Source organism: Mesorhizobium sp. M0761 (assembly GCF_040320205.1).
Lineage (GTDB): Bacteria > Pseudomonadota > Alphaproteobacteria > Rhizobiales > Rhizobiaceae > Mesorhizobium.
The window spans coordinates 255,367-274,639 of record NZ_JAMYPF010000002.1; the positions used below are offsets into that span (position 1 = coordinate 255,367).

Below are 19,273 nucleotides of genomic sequence, written 5' to 3' on the forward strand. Positions count from 1 at the left end.
AAGCCCTCGGTCCGGTTACGGCCCCATTGCTGCCCGAGGAGCAATGCGCCTCTGAGGTGACCAGAGTGAAGAAGCTAGGCCAAACCCGCACGACGGGCGCCTTCTCTGATTGCAGCAATGGCGACAGGATTGGTAACCGGATAGGTTCTGATGAACACCTCAGCCGTGAAATTCGGGAACTCGTCCTTCAGTCGCGAATTGATCCTGGCGACCTGAGGAGTTTCATTGAGCATCGCATGAGCCATTGCCAGAAACAGAAGGGTGGCGGGCGAATCTGGCGCAGATTGACGTAGCGCGACCAGTGATTCACGGTAAAAGCCTAGAACGTAGCTGCATCGAGCAAGCATTCCATAATACCAGGGAACATAAGGATTTAGCCGGACCGCTCGCTTGGCCAGTTCGTAGCCCCGCTTCGGGTCGCTGCCAACAAGAGCAAGGCTACCCGCAAGAAAGGCAAGTGAGTCCGCGTCATTTGGAGCAGCCACCAACACTCGGTCATGTTCTTCGACAGCAGCTTCGACATCGCCCTGCAATGCCCGAAGATCGGCAAGCATTATGCGGGCGTAAATGTCGGCCGGATCGAGCGCCAGCGCTTGCTTGACACATTGGCTCCAGCTCTCGATCGAGCCGGAAAGGTTGTCGGTAAACCCGTTGATAGCTTCCACAGCATGCGCAAGTGCCAGCGCGGTCCAAGCTCTTGCTAGACCCGGGTCGAGTTCGACCGCACGCGCCAGTAGCCGTATCGCCTCCTTGTTCGACTCACGGGTGAAAAGGTGCTTCTGCTCAAGCCCAAGCAGATAGCAGTCATAGGCCTGCAAACTTGCTGGAGCCTTCCGACGAGCCGCATCGCGCCGCAGATTGGCGAGCTGACCGTGGCAAGTTGCAAGGACATTGATGACGTTTTCGGTCACGCTGTCCAGCATCGCAAACAGGTTGTTCGCGGACCGATCGTAACGCACGCTCCAAACATCAACCCCTGTGTGGGCGTCGACGAGTTGGACACGGATGCGCACCCGCTGCCCGTCCACTTGAAAACTTCCCTCGATCACATAGTCAGCATTCAACTCTCGTCCGAGGGCTCGCACGTCAACACGCCGTCCTTTGTAAGAAAGCATTGTTTGGCGGGCGATCACCGCAAGGTCACGGTAGCGGGCGAGATCAACTATGAGGTCCGCCGACAAACCATCAGCGATACGAGTCCAGCGTTCTTCTCCGCCTAGATTGTCGAACGGGAGAACGGCGATGACTGGCGGGCCGTCCGTCGTGAGTGCCGTATACAACAGCCTGCTGTGCTTGTTGCCTCGCAAACACCTCAAAAACACCTCAGTCGATGTCGCGCGCATTTCTTCTCAAGGATATCGCCCTCCAAGCCGGGCTCAGCCTCGCCACCGTCGATCGTGTGCTGAACGACCGGCCGGGCGTGCGCGAGCACACCGTGCGGCGGGTGAAGCAGGCCATCGGCGAGCTCGAACAGCAGCGCGACCAGATCGGCCTTTCCGGCCGCAAATTCGTCCTCGATGTCGTCATGGAAGCGCCCGCCCGCTTCAGCGATGCGGTCCGCCAAGGACTTGAGCAGGCGATGCCGTCCTTGCAGCCGGCGATTTTTCGCGCCCGCTATCACCTCGCCGAGACCCGCAACGTCGAGGCCACCGTCGGGATCATCGATGGCCTGCAGCGCAGGGGCAGCAATGGCGTGTTCCTCAAGACGCCTGACGTCGCGGAGGTGAGGGCTGCGGCAGCGCGGCTTGTCGGCGCCGGCATCCCCGTGGTGACGCTGGTGACCGATCTCCCCGACACAGGACGGCAGGCCTATGTGGGGGTGGACAACCGCGCGGCGGGCGAGACGGCGGCCTACCTCTTGGGCGAATGGCTTGGCGGCGGCCCGGCGCGCATACTGGTGACCATCTCAAGCAACCGTTTCCGCGGCGAGGAAGAGCGCGAGATCGGCTTCAGGCAGGCGCTTCGCGAGCGCTATCCCGGGCTTGGCATTGTCGAGGTCAGCGAAGGCCATGGCCTCGACCGCGACACCGGCCGGCTCGCGCGTGATGCCTTGCGCGCGCATTCTGACATTGCCGGCGTCTATTCGATCGGCGGCGGTAATCTGGCTGTGATCGAGGCTTTCGCCGCGCTTGGCCGCCCCTGCCGCGCCTTCGTCGGTCATGATCTCGATGCCGACAACATCGCGCTATTGCGGGCCGGCCGCATCAGCGCCGTGTTGCATCACGATCTCGGTCAAGACATGCGCAACGCCTGCCTGCATGTCATGCGTGCGCACGGGCTGCTTCCGAAATCGCCTGTGGCGGGAATGGCCAACATCCAGATCATCACGCCGTTCAACTTGCCGCGGGCGGGGGCGGCGCCGTAGCTGCCGTCGAGGCAGCCCGGCACGTCATGTCGGGCTGCTGGGTTTATGAGGGCAAGGTTGGCGGCGCTCCGCTCAACGAGGAATTCGGCAAGGCCGTTGGCGCCTGCGCCTATTGCCGCGATGCGGCCGTGGCAGTCGAAACCGCCAAGGACTACATGAAGCGCAAGCACAACGTCCGCGCTTCATAGCCCCAAGGCAATCTTCCGCCCTTCGTGGAAGGCATAGGGCGCCTGGCGCGGCGCGACGGCGTCGCCGATCTCCATGAAAGGCTGGGACGTACTTTCCAACTCTTTCGCCAGCCAATTCGCTGCCACATTGGTGGTTGCCAGAACAAGGCAATCGCCCGGCACGAAGCTTTCTTCACCGGTGTTGTGGTCAACGACGGTCGCGCCGTCCCCGTGCCACGCCAGCACGCTGACATCCACCAGCCATGTGACGCCAAGCTGACGCAATGTCCGCCGCAGCGGGAAATCGGCAGCCGTGCGCTGGAGTTCCTTGCCGACCAGCGGATCGGGCGTCAGAATGGTGACTTGGTGACCTTCCTCGGCAAGTTTCCAGGCTGTGCCACCGCCGCGCCAACCGCCGCCCTCATCGAGCAAAAGCACGCGCTTACCCGGTCGCGAAACGCGGGCCATAACGGACTCGATGGAGAAGACATTGCCCTTTTCGATGCCCGGCAGGCTCGGCATTGCCGGCATAGCCTTCTGAAACCCGGTTTCAGGAGACACGGACCCCGTAGCCAGGATGACGGTATCAGCTTCGAATGAGGCGATTTCCGAAGCTTCGACATAGGTATTCAGTCGTACGTCGACGTTCAGTTTGCCGAGCTGGCGATCATACCACCCAATGAGGTCGAGGATTTGGCCGCGTCGCGGTTGCAGTCCGGCGAGCAGAAAGTTCCCGCCCAATCTGCTGGAGGCTTCGGCCAGCACCACGTCGTGACCCCGCTCGGCGGCAACCCGAGCCGCCTCGAGGCCGGCGGGACCGCCGCCGACGACAAGCACCCGTTTCTTGATGGCGGCTGCCGTGAACCGGTCACCATCCCACTCAAACTCGCGCCCTGCCGAGGGATTGATAAGGCAGCTGATCCAGTAGTCGCGGGAACGGCGGCCCCAGCACATCTGGTTGCACGATATGCATCCGCGCACATCTTCCGGCCGGTCTGCAGCGGCCTTGCGGGCCAGGTGCGGGTCGGCGATCTGGCCCCGCACGATCGAGACCAGGTCTGCAGCCTTCTCGCCGAGCACCGTTTCGGCGTTTTCGGGCGTCCTGATATGGCTTTCGGCGATCACGAGCGCCGTCTTGACCACACTCTTGAGGACCGCTGCGAGATCGGTGCCAAGCCTCTCCGGGTAGAGAAACGTCGGCATTATCTTGTAGAAATCGAGGTAGCTGCCGGTGCCGCAGGTCACGTAGTCGACCAGCCCCTGCTCATCGTGCAGCCGAATGATCTCCGCCAGTTCTGGCCGACTAAGCGCGACGGTGTAGTCGGGCTCATCGCTGACCGACAGTCCAACGATGAACTCTCGGCCGCATGTTTCGCGGATGCGGGTCAGGATCTCGCGGGAGATCCGCGTACGATTTTCGAGCGAGCCTCCCCACTGGTCTTCACGTCGGTTTGTCCAGGGTGTCCAGAACTGATCGACCAGTCCGAGATAGGCGGCCCAGACTTCGACGCCGTCGAAGCCGGCTTCCTTGCAGCGGCGCGCGGCCTGGACAAAGCCGTCGATGGTTTCCCAGATCTCATCCTCGGACATAGCGTGGGAACCGTCGCTGTCATGGTAGCTTGGCAGGCCCGAGGGCGACCAATGCGCATGAAACGAGTTGTCAGAATCTCCGTGCGCACCGACGTGATAGAGCTGCTGGATGGCGATCGCCCCATAGTCCTTGATCGCGCGCGCAATCGGCTGGAAGTGCGGAATGACGCTATCGTCGCCAGGTCGAAAATTGCCGCGTGTCAGGACGGCGGCCTGATGAACGGGCATCGGTTCGACAACAATCATGCCGGCCCCACCGATGGCTCGCTCGGCATAGTAGGCGACGTGTCGTTCTGTCGGCACGCCATTCTCCGCCATGTTGGCGGTATGAGCCCCGAACACGATCCGGTTTCGCAGCGTGCGACTGCCCAGCTTTACTGGCGAGAACAGATGCGGAAAGAGTTTTGACATAAGTATCTCACCAGCAGTCGGATGGCACGGCTCGTGCGGCGGTCAGTTGGCTTGTCCCATCGTCACGGATTTCTGAAGCGCTGCGGCAAGGCCGTCCGCCACGGCAGATTCAAACCCGGCTGCACGCATGGCTTCGATTGCTGCCGCGGTGGTGCCGCGGTAGTCGAGGAAGGTCTGGACGATATCTTTGGGATTGTCTGCGCGAGCCTCGAGGAGTTTTCCGGTTCCAACAAGCACCGCGCTGACGCCCCGCCGGGCAATATCTGGGTTCATTCCTCGGCTGACCGCATCGTCGATCATCGCCGCCGCCAAAAGCGCCGGAAACGCCGGGCCGGAGCCGGTGAGGCCGGTCATGTAGTCGATGTCTGCTTCGGTTTTGACTTCGTCGGCAGCGCCACAGGCTTCAAGGATCCGGCGAATAACATTGCGGTCATCCGCGGTGACGCCTTGGGAGCCTATCCAGGGCGTGTAGGAATTGCGCACCTCTGCGGCTGCATTAGGAAGCGTGCGGACGACGCGGTCGGTCTTGAGACGTCGAGCCAATTGGTCGAGAGGGATCCCGGCCATGACCGACATGACAAGCTTGCCGGACGCAGAAATGTCGATGGCAGGCCAATCCTGGGGCCGGACCGAGACGATGATGACATCAGATCGATCCACCATTTCCTGATTGTCCCTGGTCCAGGCGGCGTTTGGCAGAAAGCCCGGTTGCCCGCTCCTGTAAGAGAGCATGAGGTGCTCTGCTGCAACTATTTGTGCATCGACAATGGCCTCGGCGAAGGCGCGTCCAAGCCAGCCGCCACCGCCAATTATCCCGATGCTCATGGGTTCGCTCATTGTCGCAACTCTTCCTCAGTCCGCCAAATAGTCATGTCTGGCGAAGAACCGATCCAGTTCACGCTGCTGCGGGGTCTCGCCTGTAAAAATCTCCACGTATCCGGGAATGCGCTTCATGCGGGCCGTGAGATCTTCCCGGGTCTGCATTGAGATGTAGCCGATCTGCACGAGGTAGACGGTGCGCGCTCGAACATCGGCCAAGCTTTCCTTGTAACCGAAGCGGACGAACATCTGGCTCATGGCGTCGAGACGCGTCTGGTCGGCTTTCTGGACCTCCGCCAGAATGTCAGGGGATTGAATCGCCCAGCTTCTGACTGCGAATTCGAACTGGGCATCGAACAAGGACTTGTCGAGCCAGCAGTCGAAAACGTTCAGCATCGCTTCGGCAACCGTCTCGGCATAGGCCTCGGCCTGCTTGACGAGGCTGCCGGTGTTCTTGTCGCGCCAACGCGCTACGAGGGCCGCCAACAGTTCTTCTCTGTCCTTGAAGAACCAATAGAAGCTGGTGCGCGACAGGCCCAGCTTCTTGGCCAATGGCGAAATTCTCACCGTGTCGACGCCGGATTCCAGAAGCAGGTCGTAGGCGGCTTCGAGCCATCCCTCCGGCGATCCACGCCATCCGCTATCGTTCGAAATCTGCTCCATGGGCGACTAGCCTAACAAAAGGTCAAACTGAAAACCAGCAAAATGTACACCTGTGTCGACTCTGTCGACTCTACCGAAGCTAAACTTGACATATATGTACATTTCCGGTTAGCGTTCGCGCTTGTCCTACCAGCCCGGAGCCGGTCAGATGTCGAGCGATCCTCTTCTGCAACCTTACAAACTCAAGCATTTGACCCTGCGCAATCGCATCATCGTGACCTCTCACGAGCCGGCTTATCCGGAGGACGGGATGCCGAAGGAGCGCTATCTCGCTTACACGCTAGAGCGGGCGCGGGGCGGTGTAGCGATGACGATGACAGCCGGGTCCGCAGCCGTCTCGAAGGACAGTCCCCCGGTTTTCAACAACCTGCTCGCCTACAAGGACGAGATCGTGCCATGGATCAGGCAGATGACCGATGCGGTGCACGAAGAGGGCGCCGCCATCATGATCCAGCTAACCCACCTTGGACGGCGTACACGCTGGGACAAAGGCGACTGGCTTCCCGTTGTGGCGCCGTCCCATCATCGCGAAGCCTCCCACCGCGCGTTTCCCAAGAAAATTGAAGACTGGGATATCGAGCGCATCATCAAGGACTTCGCGGACGCCGCCGAGCGGATGAAGGCGGGCGGGATGGATGGCGTCGAGCTCGAGGCCTACGGCCACCTGCTCGAACAATTCACGTCTCCTCTCATGAATGACCTTGACGGCCCTTATGGCGGTTCCCTTGAGAACCGCATGCGCTTCTGTATGGACGTCTTGAAGGCGATCCGGTCACGGGTCGGCGAGGACTTCATCCTGGGCGTGCGCTATACTGCGGATGAATGTCTCCCCGGCGGCACTGGCAAGTCGGAGGGCATTGAAATCTCCAAACGGCTTAGGGAAAGCGGACTTGTCGACTACCTCAACGTGATCCGCGGTCACATCGACACCGATGCTGGCCTGACGGACGTCATTCCGATTCAGGGAATGGCGAATGCGCCGCATCTTGATTTTGCCGGTGAGATTCGTGCGGCAACCAACTTCCCAACCTTCCATGCAGCGAAAATACCGGATGTAGCGACGGCGCGCCACGCCATTGCATCGGGCAAAGTCGACATGATCGGCATGACACGCGCCCACATGACCGACCCACACCTCGTGCGCAAGATCATCGAAAATCGCGAAGACGAAATCAGGCCCTGCGTGGGCGCCAACTATTGCCTTGACCGCATCTACCAGGGCGGGGCGGCATACTGCATTCACAACGCCGCAACCGGCCGCGAACTGACCATGCCTCACATCATCCCCAAGGCAGAAACCCGCAAGAAAATCGTCATCGTCGGCGCAGGTCCGGCCGGCCTCGAGGCCGCCCGCGTGGCGGGCGAGCGAGGACACGAGGTCGTGGTCTTCGAGGCTGCCAGCAACCCTGGCGGACAGATCCGCCTGACAGCGCTGAGCCCGCGCCGCAAGGAGATGATGAGCATCATCGACTGGCGCATTGCCCAGTGCGAAAAATACGGAGTGACCATCAAGTTCAACGCCTGGGCGGAAGCCGAAACCATCGAGGCGGAAAATCCGGATGTCGTCATCGTTGCGACGGGCGGGGTGGCGCACACCGACGTCCTTTCCAAGGGCAATGAGTTGGTGGTGTCTTCATGGGACATCATCTCCGGAGACGTAAAGCCGGGTAGCAATGTCCTGATCTTCGACGACGCCGGCGACCATGCCGCACTCCAGGCCGCGGAATTCATCGCGGGTGGGGGAGCGAAGGTTGAGATCATGACGCCGGATCGGTCCTTCTCCCCCGAGGTGATGGCTATGAACCTAGTGCCTTACATGCGGTCCCTGCAAAAGCTCGATGTGACCTTCACGGTCACCTATCGGCTCGAGTCTGTTGAAAAGAATGGCAACCAGCTCATTGCAAATGTCGGCAGCGACTACGGCGGCATATCCAGGCAACGCATCGTGGACCAGGTCGTTGTCAACCACGGCACCATTCCACTCGATGACATCTATTTCGAGCTGAAACCGAAATCGACCAATCACGGCGAGATTTCACACGATGAGCTGATCGCCGGACAACCGCAGTCGGTGGTGCGGAATCCGCAAGGCCAATTCCAGTTGTTTCGTATCGGCGACGCCGTTTCAGCGCGCAACACCCACGCTGCGATCTACGACGCACTTCGACTGGCGAAAGATATCTGACGTTCGGCCACGGACGATACCACCCGCTCACACCAAGGGCTGCAAGATGAACAGAAGTGATGCCCTGCAATATTTTGTAGACACCGCGTTCGTGGCCTTCGACCAGTTCGCACACGACCTGCGATCGCGCAGATCGATCATCCAACTCTTCGCCCAATCGGAGGTTCCTGGGCCGGAAAGGACCAAGGCCGGGAGCCGTTTGCCGGTCTGCTCTTATCTTGGCTCGGCGTTGGCGGAAGAAGCGATCCCGTCCACGCTCCGCAACTTGATCGAACGCTTCAAGGCGATCGAGCCGCTGCTCGAATGGCGGCCGAAATCAAATCCCGCCCCGTCTGCCAGCAGCAATTTCGCTGACGGTCACGCCAACGCGATGATCCTTGGTCCGGGCGGCATCGAGGACAGAAACGATCTGTGGCTCGGCGTCACTTTGATGGCTCCTCACGTCCGGTATCCCGACCACAATCATCCGCCGGAAGAAACCTACCTCGTGCTTTCGGATTCCGAGTTCAGGCAGGCTGACAAGGAGTGGTTTTCGCCGGGCATCGGTGGATCATTCTACAATCCGCCAGGCATCAAGCACGCGATGAGATCGCTGGAGTCACCGCTTTTCGCTTTCTGGGCGCTGCTGGTAGAACAGACCCATCATTGAACGACTTTTCCAGCAGCTCCATAGAACTGTTCGTCGACGCCTTAGCGCCATCCATCTTCGATTGAGCGCGGAGCGCCGCGCATCGAAGACGGACCGGATCGAGGATCGATCGAATGTTTTCTATGCGGCGACGCTCACACGACCGATCGGGCGAGAGCAGCAGGCAAGGATATAGCCATCGGCGATGTCCTCGTCCGTGATGCCGCCATTGTGCACCATGTGCACCTGCCCTTCGGTCTTGAGGACCTTGCAGGTCCCGCAGATTCCCATCGAGCATCCTGAAGGGATCACCAGGCCCGCAGAGCGTGCTGCTGCAAGAAGGGTATCAGTCTCGGCGCATTTCGCTGTGACGCCAGACGAGGCGAAGATGATCTCAGCCTGATTCTCTTCGTTTGGCATCACGTCGTCAGGTACGTCCTCGGCCTGCTCCGGCTCTACCGCGAAGCTTTCCTGATGGTAGCGACTCATGTCGTAGCCGAGACCGGCAAGCGCCTCACGCACTGCCCGCATGAAAGGCTCAGGTCCGCAGCAGAACACTTCGCGCTCCAGATAGTCCTGCGCCATCAGGCCCAGCATGATCTGGTTGAACATCCCGCGGTAGCCGGTCCAGGACCGGAAGGGATCTGCCTCTTCGACGACCCACTTGAGATCAATGCCGACGATGCGCGATGCCATGAGTTCCATCCTGTCGCGCAGAATGATGTCGGACGGGCGGCGGGCGCAGTTGATGAAAACGATGTTCGGCTCGCGCCCGGAATCGTAAAGCCAAGTGGTCATCGCCACCATCGGTGTGATGCCGGAACCGGCCGAGATGAAAAGGTACTTCTCGACCGGATGGTGGACAATCGAGAATTTCCCAGTCGGCCCTATAGCCTTGATGCGCGCGCCTTTGCGCAAATTGTCGAGCATCCATCTGGTGCCGATGGACCCTTCCTGCGCCTTGACAGTGACCGTCAGGGCAGTCGGACGCGAGGGCGAAGACGAGATCGTATATGTGCGATAGACCGGCCCCTCAGGAACAGGTAGTTCAAGGGTGACGAACTGTCCCGGTTCATGATTGAACAGCGCGCCTGACGGACTCTGAAAGCTGAAGGTCACGACATTCGGCGCTTCCGGAGTACGGGTGACGCATTCCAACTCTTCTGCGTCGGTCCAGAACGAGAGCTTTTTGAATGCACTCATCGGGTCATTCCGCTGCAACTTGAAGCGGCGCAAGCGCGCGCTCAAGCCAGTCTGCATACCAATCGACAAATTGTGTCACGCCGCTTTCCTGCCCGGGCGAATAGGGGCCAGGGATGTAAGCCGGCGACAGGATCCCAAGCTGGTTGTTTTCGACAATCTCGCGGTCTTCGTCATTGGTAGCGATCCAGACCTCGGTCAGGCGCTTGAGGTCGTAGTCCACACCTTCGACCGCGTCCTTGTGCACAAGCCAGGTGGTGGTGACTTCGGTTTCAGTGGCGCTGACCGGCAACACTCGGAACGTGAGGGAGTGGTCCGGTAGGAAGTGGTTCCATGTAGAGGGATAATGGAACATGAGGAGCGAACCGGCATCGGGCGGTGCAACCCGGCCAAGGTTCTTGGCGACGGCGGCCTTGCCGTCCATCGTATAGCTCACAGCCTTTTCCTGAAGCGGCATCCGCGCCATGCGATATTGCCCGTCGCCAGCGAGCTGGAACTGCGCCGGCGCACCGGCGCCAGCGCAACGGTCGAAATGCGCCTGGAGCCGCGCCGATACCCCCCCATCAGCCTGAACGCCGGCGACTTCGGGATCAAGCGGGAAGGAGCGGCACAGCGAAGGATGATTGCTGCTGCAGTGATAACATTCGCGGTTGTTCTCCCACACCAGCTTCCAGTTGCCTTTTTCGATGATGGTCGACGTGTAAGCGACCTTAGAATCCGTAAGGTCGTGGACTTCAAGATATGGCTGGGCCATCTGGGCGAAAGCATCGAAATCAGGTGGAGTGGTGGACAGGCAGATGTAGATCAAGCCGTCGAGATTGCGAAGATTGACGGGCTTGAGACCATGTTTCGACGCATCGAATGCTGGGCCCATCTCATTCGCCCAGATCAGCTTGCCATCGAGCTCATAGGTCCACTGGTGATAGGGACAAACGAGCTTGGCCGCCTGGCCTTCGCGCGCCTTGCAGATCAGCGACCCGCGATGCCGGCAGGAATTGTGAAAAGCGCGGATTTCACCATCCCGGCCTCGAACGACGATCACCTCGTAGGCACCCACGCGCATCGTTACATAGCTACCAGCTTTGGCAAGCTGGCACGCCGGGGCCGCGTAAAGCCATTCCTGGTAGAAGATGTGTTCGAGGTCGAGCTGGTAAATTGTCGGCGATGTGTAGAACGGCTGCTCAAGGGCATAGCCCGAGACGCGGCGCGCTAGCAGCTCTTGGATGGACGGCGAGGCGGCGTTCATGCAGAAATTCCATAGATTGCAGGCCTATTTGGAATGAAATTCTCTGGCTTGAACGCCTTTTGCGCAACAGCAGTAATTTTCAGCACGAGTTAGTCCAGCTAATGTCTTCCGCGCCGCGAGCTCCCACGAGCCAACAAGCGGTTCCGAAGGGGCTTTGATGCCAAGACCGTACGATCTCTCCTCGGTGACCGCACTCATCTGCTTCGAGGCGGCCGCCCGAAATGCAAGTTTCAAGAAGGCCGCTCAGGAATTGAACGTGACACCCGCGGCTATCAGCCACCAAGTCAAGGCCCTTGAGGGCGACTTGGGATGCAGCCTGTTCCTGCGCAGGAGCCGCGGTGTCGAATTGACCGAGAAAGGCGCGTTCTTGTTCGTTGCGGTGCAACGCGGGCTTGAAACGATTTCCGACGCCGTCAGTCACATGCGTGATCGGCCGGAAGCCGCAGACGTGACCATCCGGATCACGACGGCCGTCAGTTCGCTTTGGCTTACACCGAAGATTTCTACCTTCTGGAAAAGCCATCCCACCATCACGGTCTCACAGATCGTCAGCGACGTGCCTGGAGCAGCCATCCGTTGCGATCTAAGTGTTCAATACGGGGATGCGCAGGAGAATCTCGAAGAGTGCCACAAACTCTTTCACGATCGCATCGTCGCGCTGGGAACTCCAAAATTCGCCGCTGAGCATGGCATTGGGCGAGTGGAGGATCTGCTCAAGGCACCGTTGATTCATACGAGTAACGAGGAAACCGACTGGGAGAACTGGTCGGACTGGTTTCAAGCGCTTGGACACACCATCCCAAAGGGCCGAAGGTTTTCAGTCAACAACTACATGATTGCCCTCCAGGCCGCTCAGGATGATATCGGGGCGGTGTTGGGTTGGGATGGATTGGTCAAAAGTCTGATGGATCAGGGACGGCTGGTCGCACTTGTGCCCGACAATATTCCATCGCCCAGGGCATTCTATCTGAAAATCCATCCCAGGGCAGGCCCGAAAGCCCGGCTTTTCGCGGACTGGCTCGTAAAGAGCACATAGCGAAAATGTTTCTGCCCGGGACCGAGACAGGCTAGCGCTACGTGGTGCCATCCGCTCGCACTTGCGTTGAGTGATAATGCTCCCGATGGCTGCCGAGCCCACAAAGGGTCGGGCTCGCGCTAGTTGAGTTAAACGTCTGTGTGGCTGACTTGCATGTCGCATTCGGCATGTTCAGTTCCGTTTTGTGTAAGGCTCGGTGGCCAACGAGTGTCAGTGTCCAGCCATTCGGAGATTTGACATGAGCAACACCGCGACGTCAGGCAGAATAAGATCAGGAGGTCGTGCAGCGCGACAAATCCTGCGTACAACCCCCGACTTTCAAATGCTGCCCGGTTTGACCCGTGGCATCCCCGTCTGTGAGGTTATGGATGGATCCCAAGTCGAGAAGATCGACAATGCGTCCATGCACATCCTCGAAAACATCGGCGTGCTTTTTCGCGATCCGATCGCGCTGGACGATTGGAAACGCGCCGGCGCCAAGGTCGAGGGAGAGATGGTCTACCTCGACCGTGGATTGGTGCGTGAACTCATTTCCACCATCCCATCGGATTTCACCTACCACGCGAGAAATCCCGCCAACAATGTCCGTCTCGGCGGACGGCATTCGGTCTTTGTCCCGATGACGGGCGCCCCCTATCTGCGCGACCTGGATGACGTTAGGCGCAATCCCATGCTCGAAGACCTGGCGATGTTCCACAAGCTGAGCCACATGATGCCCGCACTGCATTCATCGGCCCATCACATCGTGGAACCTTATGATCATCCGATCAGCCAGCGGCATCTTCGCATTACCTATTCCTCGATGAAGCATTCCGACAAGATGTTCATGGGAATGACGACGAGCGCCAAGAACGCCGAAGATGTGATGGATATGTGTGCGATCCTCTTCGGCGAAGATTTCATGGAAACGCATCCCGTCACTACCGGCAACTGCAACGGAAATTCTCCGCTGGTCTGGGATGAGGTCATGCTGGGTGCAATGCGGGCGTTCTGTCGGCGCAATCAGCCGGTGCTGTGCTCTCCGTTCGTGCTCGGCGGCGCCAACACGCCAGCCTCCGTGCCTGCGACCGTCGCACAGCTTAACGCCGAGGCACTCTCGGCGCTGGCGTACACCCAAGTCATCCGCAAGGGGACGCCGGCGATCTATGGCCACTACCTGTCGACCGTCAGCATGAAATCCGGCGCCCCGATGGCAGGCACGCCCGAGATCTCCCTAATGAACTTCATGATAGGGCAAATGGCGCGCCATTATAACCTGCCATGGCGCACATCGAGCCATCTCGGTGGGGCCAAGACCTTCGATGCGCAAGCCGGCTATGAAAGCGCAACGACGATGTCGGCGGTCCTGCATTCGGGCGCGAACTACATCTGGCATTCTGCGGGTTGGAATGAGGCCGGGATGCACTGCTCGGTCGCAAAATTCGTCGTAGACGCGGAGCAATGCGCCATGGCCTATCGAATGGCCGAGGGACCTAAATGGGACGATTTCGATCAGGCCCTAACCGCGATTCCCGATGTCGGACCGGGCGGGCACTATCTGGGCCATCCTCACACATTGGAGAATTTTCAAAAAGCGTACTTCATGCCCGAACTCTTTGACAACAACTCGGTCGAGCAATGGCAGGCGGAAGGCGCCCTCGACACCACGAAACGCGCCCTGAACCACGCTCGCCGGCTGCTGTCGGAGTACCAAGAACCCAAGCTCGACGAGGCCAAGGACGAGGCGCTGAGGGACTACATCGCTCGTCGTGAGCAGGAAATCCCGGCAGCCGATGAACTCAATCAAAGCTACTAGTTTTATGATGGCTGGCGAGTGTCTGCGTTGAAACGACAATGCAAGGGCGGCTGATCTGTTGCTCTTGAAGAAAAGGAAGGCTGTGATGAGGGGTAAAGTAGCGTTGGTGACCGGCGCGGCGGGCGGTATAGGGTCGGCAGTTGTGCGAGCCCTTCGTGCGCGGGGTGTGAAAGTCGCGGTCGCCGATCGAGACGTCTCGGCGGTCGAAGCCGACGCCCATTTTCCGGGCGACCTCCGCGACGCTGCCTATTCGGGCGCACTTCCAGAAGCGGTCGCCAAAGCCCTCGGCGGCCTTGATATTGTCGTCAACAATGCAGGTGTCATCACGCGCGGCAAAGTCACTGAAACGACTGACGCAGACTGGTCGCTGTCCCTAGGTGTCAATGTCGAGGCGCCGTTCCGCATCAGCCGCGCCGCGATTCCGCTCATGGCCAAGCCGGCGGAGGCGCGATCGTCAACATCTCTTCCTGCTGGGGCGTACGACCCGGCCCGAACCATGCGGTCTATTGCATGACGAAGGCGGCCATCGCATCGCTGACGCAATGCATGGCAATCGATCACGCGCCGCAGGGCATCCGGATCAACGCCGTTTGCCCCAATGAAGTGAACACGCCGATGTTGCGCACCGGCTTCTCGATACGCGGGCTTGACCCGGATACAGCAGTTGGGGAGCTAAACAAGACCGTACCGATTGGCCGCATCGCCGAACCGGAAGACATTGCCGATGTGGTGGTTTTCCTCGCATCCAACGAGGCGCGCTACGTCTGCGGCGCGCTTGTTGAAGTGAACGGAGCGAAGTTCTGAGTATGGGCCGCTTCACCGGAAAGGTGGCGCTCGTCACCGGCGGGCGCAGCGGCATCGGTCACGCCATTGCGCTTCGCCTGCGAGAGGACGGCGCGCGCGTGTTCACCGCACAGCGAGGCGATCATGCCGAGTTCGAAGCGATGACCGCCGACTTCGCCGACGGCGGAGCCCCCGAGGCCATTATCGACGACGTCGTCGGGCTCGCCGGGCGCCTCGACGTGCTGGTCAACAATGCCGGCATGATGCAGGAAGCCCGCGTCGAAGACGTGTCGCTCGCCGACTGGGAGCGGACCTTGCGCATCAATCTGACCGCGCCGTTTCTCCTGATCAAGGCAGCCCTGCCGCACCTGCGCGCAGTGAAGGGTAGCATCGTCAACGTTGGCTCGATCGAAGGTCTCGGCTCCAACCCGAAGCACGCCGCCTACTGCGCGTCGAAGGCTGGTCTGCATGGGCTGACCCGTGCCGTGGCGGTCGATCACGGCGGGGAAGGCATTCGTTGCAATGCAGTGGCGCCGGGCTGGATAGACACCGACCTCAACGTTGATTTCATCAACAGCATGCCCGACCCGGTCGCCTTTCGCCGCGACATCGCCCGAATTCATCCCGTCGGTCGCACCGGCAAGCCGGAAGAGGTTGCAGCCTTGGTTGCCTGGCTGGCATCCGAAGAGGCGGCTTTTGTCACTGGACAAGTCTGGACCGTGGACGGCGGCCGGATGGCGAAGCTCAGTCTGCCACAGTGATTAGCGGGCGCCGAGCGTTGCGCCGCCGTCGATGACGATGTTTTCCATGGTTATGTGGCGGCTACGGCCCGACAGCAGGAACAGGACGAGATCACAGACGTCCTCCACCTCGGCCATGCGGCCGAGCGGGATGCCAAGGCGGTAGCGTTTCGGGTCACCCTTCAAAACGCCTTCTCGACTGCCCGTTGTCGTCTGAAAATGTTGCTGCATTTCGGTGTTCGTCGAGCCCGGCGACACGATGTTGCAGCGAACGTCATACTCGGCCAGCTCCAATCCAAGACACTTCATCGCATGGATGATGCCGGCCTTGGAAGCCGGGTAGGAGCCGAGCCCCATGCGCGCCGAAGTGCCTGAATTCGACCCCAATGTTACGATGCTGCCCGCATGTCGCGATGCCATATGCCGCGCGACCGGAAGCGTGATTTCCAGTGTGGAGATCAGGTTGAGATCGATAACCCGACGCAGGCTTTCAGGGTCGCAATGCAGCAGACTGCCTGTCTCCAGCATACCGGCGGCATTCACCAGCCCGATGATATTGGGATCGGTATCGATCCAGGTCGCCAGTCGAGCGCCAAAGGCTCGCGCGTCGCGAAGATCAAGAGCTTCGGCAACCAACCCGGGTGCGGCGTCGCCCACACCCTCGGCGAGCGCCTCAAGTTTCTCTTGAGACCGTCCTACCGCGATCACTCTTTTGCCCTCGCGCAAGGCTGCCAGAGCGATCGCCTTGCCGATACCCTGGGTCGCGCCGGTGACAATGATCGTGCCTGTTCTCTGCATCGGATTGGTTTTATTCATCGCGCGCTTTCCATTCCTTCCAACGCAGCAAGAAGTTGGCGCCAATCTGGCGAAACGGTTGCGGTGGCAGTTTCCTAGGCCGCGCTTGGGCCGTAAAATAGTCCGTGACAATGCTGGTCTGTCCGCAGGCCAGTTCGGCTGCGCCAATGCCGGTCAAGGTCCCGCGCGTCGTTCCAAGACCGTTCTGGACGCAGCCGGAATAGACGCCGTCGTCGACCTGGCGCATCACGGCAACGCCGTTGAGCGTCAAGCATAGGTGTCCGGACCACGCATACTCCATGGTCATGCCCGCGAGGCTCGGGAAGCGCTGATCAAATTTGCGCTGCATGACTCTGGCGGCGCGCTGGAGGTCGGCTTGCGTCGCCTCGCAGTTCGGCCTCAGCACTGCGCAGGTGCGTGTCACGACTCGGTTTCCGCCCTGGCCGAGGTCGATGCGACGCACGGTGGTGCCCATGGGATCGGAAGGTGTAACCCCCCAGCGTGGCTGGCCGCCGAGGCTTTTGAGCGCTTCAGCATCCAGTTCGGGTGTCATCACGGCGAACAGAAATATCTGCATTAGCCGGTCTTGCTCGAAACCGAAGCTTTCCAGATGTCCGTTGACGGTCAGGATCACACGCGGGGTGCTCACCGAGCCGGTTGGCGCAATCACGCGCCAGCATCCGCTCTCGCGCATGAAGCCAGTGACCGGGCTGTCCTCGAAGATGGTGACGCCTTTGCTCACGAGACCAGCACCGAGACCGCGGACGTATCCGGCCGGCTGCAGCATCACCGTACCGGGCGTGTAAAGCCCGGAAACGTAATGCGACGAGCCGGTGACCTCACGCATGGCCCGTTCGCCGAGCAGTTCGCTCGGCTCGCCGAGCTTTGTCAGGTGGCTGGCGTAGCTCCTGTTGTGTTCATCTGCAGCGGCGCTCGCTGCACCGTTGATCTTGCCAGCTGGGTCAAAGAAGTTCCGGTCTATGCCGTATTCTTCGACGGCATCGCGTGCATAGGCGATGGCGTGGCGATTGAGCCCGATCATTGCGCGGTCGTCGCCGTCGCCGGAATAATTGTCAGACTGCACTTCGTGCGGCAGGTCGATCATGAATCCTGAATTACGCCCGGTGCCCCCTTCGGCCAGTCGCCCGGCTTCGAGAACAGTGATACGCGCTCCCGGCTGCAATTCTGTCAGCCGCCTTGCCGCTGACAGGCCGGCGAAACCACCGCCGATGATGACGAAATCGGCGGTGCTGTCGCCCTCAATTCGCGGGAGCGACACCTGTTGTCCAAGGATGGCGTTCCAGGCCGCCGGTCCTAGACGTACCGGCAAGCGCCGCGCGGAGTATGAGCTCAATCCACAGCCTCATCGGCGTCGTCGGCAAGGTCGACCCAGATGGTCTTGATGCGAGTGTACTGGTCGTGCGCGTGAATGCCATTGTCACGGCCACCGAAGCCAGACGACTTGAAGCCCCCGAAGGGTGTCGTGATGTCGCCTTCGCCGAATGAGTTGACAGTCACGGTGCCTGCTCGAATGGCGCGGGCGCCGCGCAACGCGCGCTTGACGTTGCTGGTGAAGATCGATGCAGCAAGGCCGTATTCCGTGTCGTTGGCCAGCGCGATCGCCTCCTCGAAGCTGCCAACCGTGAGTACCGAAAGTACCGGGCCGAACACCTCCTCGCGAACGATCTTGGAGTTCGTGTCTGTGACGTCGATGATTGTGGGTTCGACAAAGCCGTCCTTGGCCTTGCCGCCGAGAAGCACTTTTTGCCCCTTCTCAAAATAGGAACACACCTTATCGAAATGCGCCTTCGAGACTAACGCGCCGACGCGATTTTCCGGATTGAGCGGATCGCCCATCGGCCATTCCCGCGCGTGCGCCACCACCCGTTTCATCAACTCGTCTTTGATGCCGCGCTGGACGATAAGACGTGAGGCCGCGCTACAGTTTTCGCCCATGTTCCAGAACGCGCCGTTGACAATGTGGGCGGCGACACGGTCGAGATTCTCGGCATCGTCGAGAACCACGGCTGGATTTTTGCCACCCATCTCGAGGGTCACCTCCTTGAGATTGGAGTCGGCCGAATATTGAGGGAATCGCCGTCCTGTCGCGGTCGAGCCGGTGAAGGACACCATGTCTACATCCATATGGCGTCCGAGAGGTTCACCAACTTCGGCGCCGCCACCTGGCAGCACATTAAATACACCCGCGGGGACGCCCGCTTCCATCGCGAATTCGGCAATTCGCAGTGCGGTCAGCGTCGTTTCCTTGGCCGGCTTGACGATGACGGAATTGCCTGCCGCAAGTGCCGGACCGATCTTCCACGCCAGCATCAGCAGTGGGAAATTCCAGGGCAGGACGAGGCCCACGACGCCGATCGGCTCCCGAACGATCATTGCAATATGGTTGTCGGAGGTTGGAGACACCTGATCGTAGATCTTGTCGATAAGCTCCGCATGCCACTGCAAGCAGTGGATCGTCTCGGGCACGTCGACGTTCTCGCAGTCATAGATTGTCTTGCCGCTGTCGAGGCTTTCGAGAACCGCGAGTTCGCGGGCGTTGCGCTTTATAAGCTTGGCCATGCGGAGCAGAATCTGCTTGCGTGCTGTCGGATGCAGGCGCGACCAGCGACCGTCCTCAAAGGCGTCTCGTGCTTTCTGGACGGCGAAGTCCACGTCCTCGGCGGCGCATGCCGCGACCTTGCCAAGGACTTTTCCAGTCGCTGGATTGGTCGTATCGAAGGTTTTTCCGGAGATCGCGGGCCGAAAGCTGCCGTCTATGAAGGCCTGGGTCGGGAACTCGATCTTGGCGGCAAGCGCTGCATATTCTTCGTGTGTGAGAAGATTGCCCAT

Annotated in this window: 15 protein-coding genes and 2 pseudogenes; 8 read left to right on the forward strand and 9 right to left on the reverse strand. The window is 60.1% G+C overall.

Annotation, left to right across the window (positions count from 1 at the left end):
* Positions 1-74: 74 nt before the first annotated feature.
* Complete coding sequence (locus NKI32_RS04170; RefSeq protein WP_353002000.1) at positions 75-1,343, reverse strand: adenylate cyclase; 1,269 nt, start codon at positions 1,341-1,343, stop codon at positions 75-77.
* Between NKI32_RS04170 and NKI32_RS04175 the strand changes: the two genes are divergently transcribed.
* Positions 1,331-2,365, forward strand: a complete 1,035-nt coding sequence (locus NKI32_RS04175; protein WP_353002003.1) for a LacI family DNA-binding transcriptional regulator — start codon at positions 1,331-1,333, stop codon at positions 2,363-2,365. The two genes, NKI32_RS04170 and NKI32_RS04175, sit on opposite strands and share 13 nt — an antisense overlap.
* Before the next feature lie 56 nt (positions 2,366-2,421).
* Positions 2,422-2,553, forward strand: a pseudogene (locus tag NKI32_RS04180) (cobalamin-binding protein); the annotation flags it as partial.
* Here NKI32_RS04180 and NKI32_RS04185 read toward each other — a convergent pair.
* From NKI32_RS04185 to NKI32_RS04195, 3 genes are read right to left on the reverse strand one after another with little or no spacing between them, the layout of a single operon-like run.
* Positions 2,548-4,533: an oxidoreductase gene (locus tag NKI32_RS04185; RefSeq protein ID WP_353002005.1), complete on the reverse strand. Its 1,986-nt coding sequence runs from the start codon at positions 4,531-4,533 to the stop codon at positions 2,548-2,550. The pseudogene NKI32_RS04180 and the gene NKI32_RS04185 sit on opposite strands and share 6 nt — an antisense overlap.
* 42 nt (positions 4,534-4,575) lie before the next feature.
* Positions 4,576-5,370, reverse strand: a complete 795-nt coding sequence (locus NKI32_RS04190; RefSeq protein WP_353002007.1) for a pyrroline-5-carboxylate reductase family protein — start codon at positions 5,368-5,370, stop codon at positions 4,576-4,578.
* A gap of 15 nt (positions 5,371-5,385) precedes the next feature.
* Entirely contained in the window at positions 5,386-6,015 is a 630-nt protein-coding gene (locus NKI32_RS04195; protein ID WP_352537376.1) for a TetR/AcrR family transcriptional regulator, read from the reverse strand.
* Positions 6,016-6,163: 148 nt separating this feature from the next.
* On the opposite strand from NKI32_RS04195, the gene NKI32_RS04200 reads away from it, so the two are divergent.
* Positions 6,164-8,200: an oxidoreductase gene (locus tag NKI32_RS04200; protein ID WP_353002010.1), complete on the forward strand. Its 2,037-nt coding sequence runs from the start codon at positions 6,164-6,166 to the stop codon at positions 8,198-8,200.
* A gap of 46 nt (positions 8,201-8,246) precedes the next feature.
* Complete coding sequence (locus NKI32_RS04205) at positions 8,247-8,849, forward strand: dimethylsulfoniopropionate lyase (RefSeq protein ID WP_023731479.1); 603 nt, start codon at positions 8,247-8,249, stop codon at positions 8,847-8,849.
* A gap of 120 nt (positions 8,850-8,969) precedes the next feature.
* On the opposite strand, the gene NKI32_RS04210 is transcribed toward NKI32_RS04205, so the two are convergent.
* Together NKI32_RS04210 and NKI32_RS04215 are read right to left on the reverse strand one after the other, a co-directional pair.
* Positions 8,970-10,031, reverse strand: a complete 1,062-nt coding sequence (locus NKI32_RS04210) for an FAD-binding oxidoreductase (protein WP_031239504.1) — start codon at positions 10,029-10,031, stop codon at positions 8,970-8,972.
* Between the two features lie 4 nt (positions 10,032-10,035).
* Positions 10,036-11,274: an aromatic ring-hydroxylating oxygenase subunit alpha gene (locus tag NKI32_RS04215; protein WP_353002012.1), complete on the reverse strand. Its 1,239-nt coding sequence runs from the start codon at positions 11,272-11,274 to the stop codon at positions 10,036-10,038.
* Between the two features lie 157 nt (positions 11,275-11,431).
* Here NKI32_RS04215 and NKI32_RS04220 point away from each other — a divergent pair, with 157 nt between their 5' ends.
* From NKI32_RS04220 to NKI32_RS04235, 4 genes and pseudogenes are all read left to right on the forward strand, one after another.
* The gene (locus tag NKI32_RS04220) at positions 11,432-12,310 is read left to right on the forward strand and encodes a LysR substrate-binding domain-containing protein (RefSeq protein WP_353002014.1); all 879 of its coding nucleotides are present in this window, start codon (positions 11,432-11,434) and stop codon (positions 12,308-12,310) included.
* Between the two features lie 238 nt (positions 12,311-12,548).
* Positions 12,549-14,105, forward strand: coding sequence for a trimethylamine methyltransferase family protein (locus tag NKI32_RS04225; protein WP_031239502.1), 1,557 nt, complete (start codon positions 12,549-12,551; stop codon positions 14,103-14,105).
* Positions 14,106-14,190: 85 nt separating this feature from the next.
* Positions 14,191-14,909, forward strand: a pseudogene (locus tag NKI32_RS04230) (SDR family NAD(P)-dependent oxidoreductase).
* A gap of 2 nt (positions 14,910-14,911) precedes the next feature.
* A complete protein-coding gene (locus NKI32_RS04235; protein WP_023731473.1) occupies positions 14,912-15,649 on the forward strand; it encodes an SDR family NAD(P)-dependent oxidoreductase in 738 nt (245 codons plus the stop codon).
* On the opposite strand, the gene NKI32_RS04240 is transcribed toward NKI32_RS04235, so the two are convergent.
* From NKI32_RS04240 to NKI32_RS04250, 3 genes are read right to left on the reverse strand one after another with little or no spacing between them, the layout of a single operon-like run.
* Positions 15,650-16,444 carry an SDR family NAD(P)-dependent oxidoreductase gene (locus tag NKI32_RS04240; protein WP_353002016.1) on the reverse strand — a complete coding sequence of 265 codons (795 nt, stop codon included), beginning with the start codon at positions 16,442-16,444 and terminating at the stop codon, positions 15,650-15,652.
* Positions 16,437-17,777: an NAD(P)/FAD-dependent oxidoreductase gene (locus NKI32_RS04245; RefSeq protein ID WP_353002018.1), complete on the reverse strand. Its 1,341-nt coding sequence runs from the start codon at positions 17,775-17,777 to the stop codon at positions 16,437-16,439. The genes NKI32_RS04240 and NKI32_RS04245 overlap by 8 nt, the downstream gene beginning before the upstream one ends.
* Positions 17,774-19,273 carry an aldehyde dehydrogenase gene (locus NKI32_RS04250; protein WP_352514393.1) on the reverse strand — a complete coding sequence of 500 codons (1,500 nt, stop codon included), beginning with the start codon at positions 19,271-19,273 and terminating at the stop codon, positions 17,774-17,776. The genes NKI32_RS04245 and NKI32_RS04250 overlap by 4 nt, the downstream gene beginning before the upstream one ends.

Coding starts and splice junctions, on each gene's coding strand:
- NKI32_RS04175 (WP_353002003.1), top strand. CDS start 1,331: ATGTCGCGCGCATTTCTTCTCAAGGATATCGCCCTCCAAGCCGGGCTC.
- NKI32_RS04170 (WP_353002000.1), bottom strand. CDS start 1,343: ATGCGCGCGACATCGACTGAGGTGTTTTTGAGGTGTTTGCGAGGCAAC.
- NKI32_RS04185 (WP_353002005.1), bottom strand. CDS start 4,533: ATGTCAAAACTCTTTCCGCATCTGTTCTCGCCAGTAAAGCTGGGCAGT.
- NKI32_RS04190 (WP_353002007.1), bottom strand. CDS start 5,370: ATGAGCGAACCCATGAGCATCGGGATAATTGGCGGTGGCGGCTGGCTT.
- NKI32_RS04195 (WP_352537376.1), bottom strand. CDS start 6,015: ATGGAGCAGATTTCGAACGATAGCGGATGGCGTGGATCGCCGGAGGGA.
- NKI32_RS04200 (WP_353002010.1), top strand. CDS start 6,164: ATGTCGAGCGATCCTCTTCTGCAACCTTACAAACTCAAGCATTTGACC.
- NKI32_RS04205 (WP_023731479.1), top strand. CDS start 8,247: ATGAACAGAAGTGATGCCCTGCAATATTTTGTAGACACCGCGTTCGTG.
- NKI32_RS04210 (WP_031239504.1), bottom strand. CDS start 10,031: ATGAGTGCATTCAAAAAGCTCTCGTTCTGGACCGACGCAGAAGAGTTG.
- NKI32_RS04215 (WP_353002012.1), bottom strand. CDS start 11,274: ATGAACGCCGCCTCGCCGTCCATCCAAGAGCTGCTAGCGCGCCGCGTC.
- NKI32_RS04220 (WP_353002014.1), top strand. CDS start 11,432: ATGCCAAGACCGTACGATCTCTCCTCGGTGACCGCACTCATCTGCTTC.
- NKI32_RS04225 (WP_031239502.1), top strand. CDS start 12,549: ATGAGCAACACCGCGACGTCAGGCAGAATAAGATCAGGAGGTCGTGCA.
- NKI32_RS04235 (WP_023731473.1), top strand. CDS start 14,912: ATGGGCCGCTTCACCGGAAAGGTGGCGCTCGTCACCGGCGGGCGCAGC.
- NKI32_RS04240 (WP_353002016.1), bottom strand. CDS start 16,444: ATGAATAAAACCAATCCGATGCAGAGAACAGGCACGATCATTGTCACC.
- NKI32_RS04250 (WP_352514393.1), bottom strand. CDS start 19,273: ATGGGCAATCTTCTCACACACGAAGAATATGCAGCGCTTGCCGCCAAG.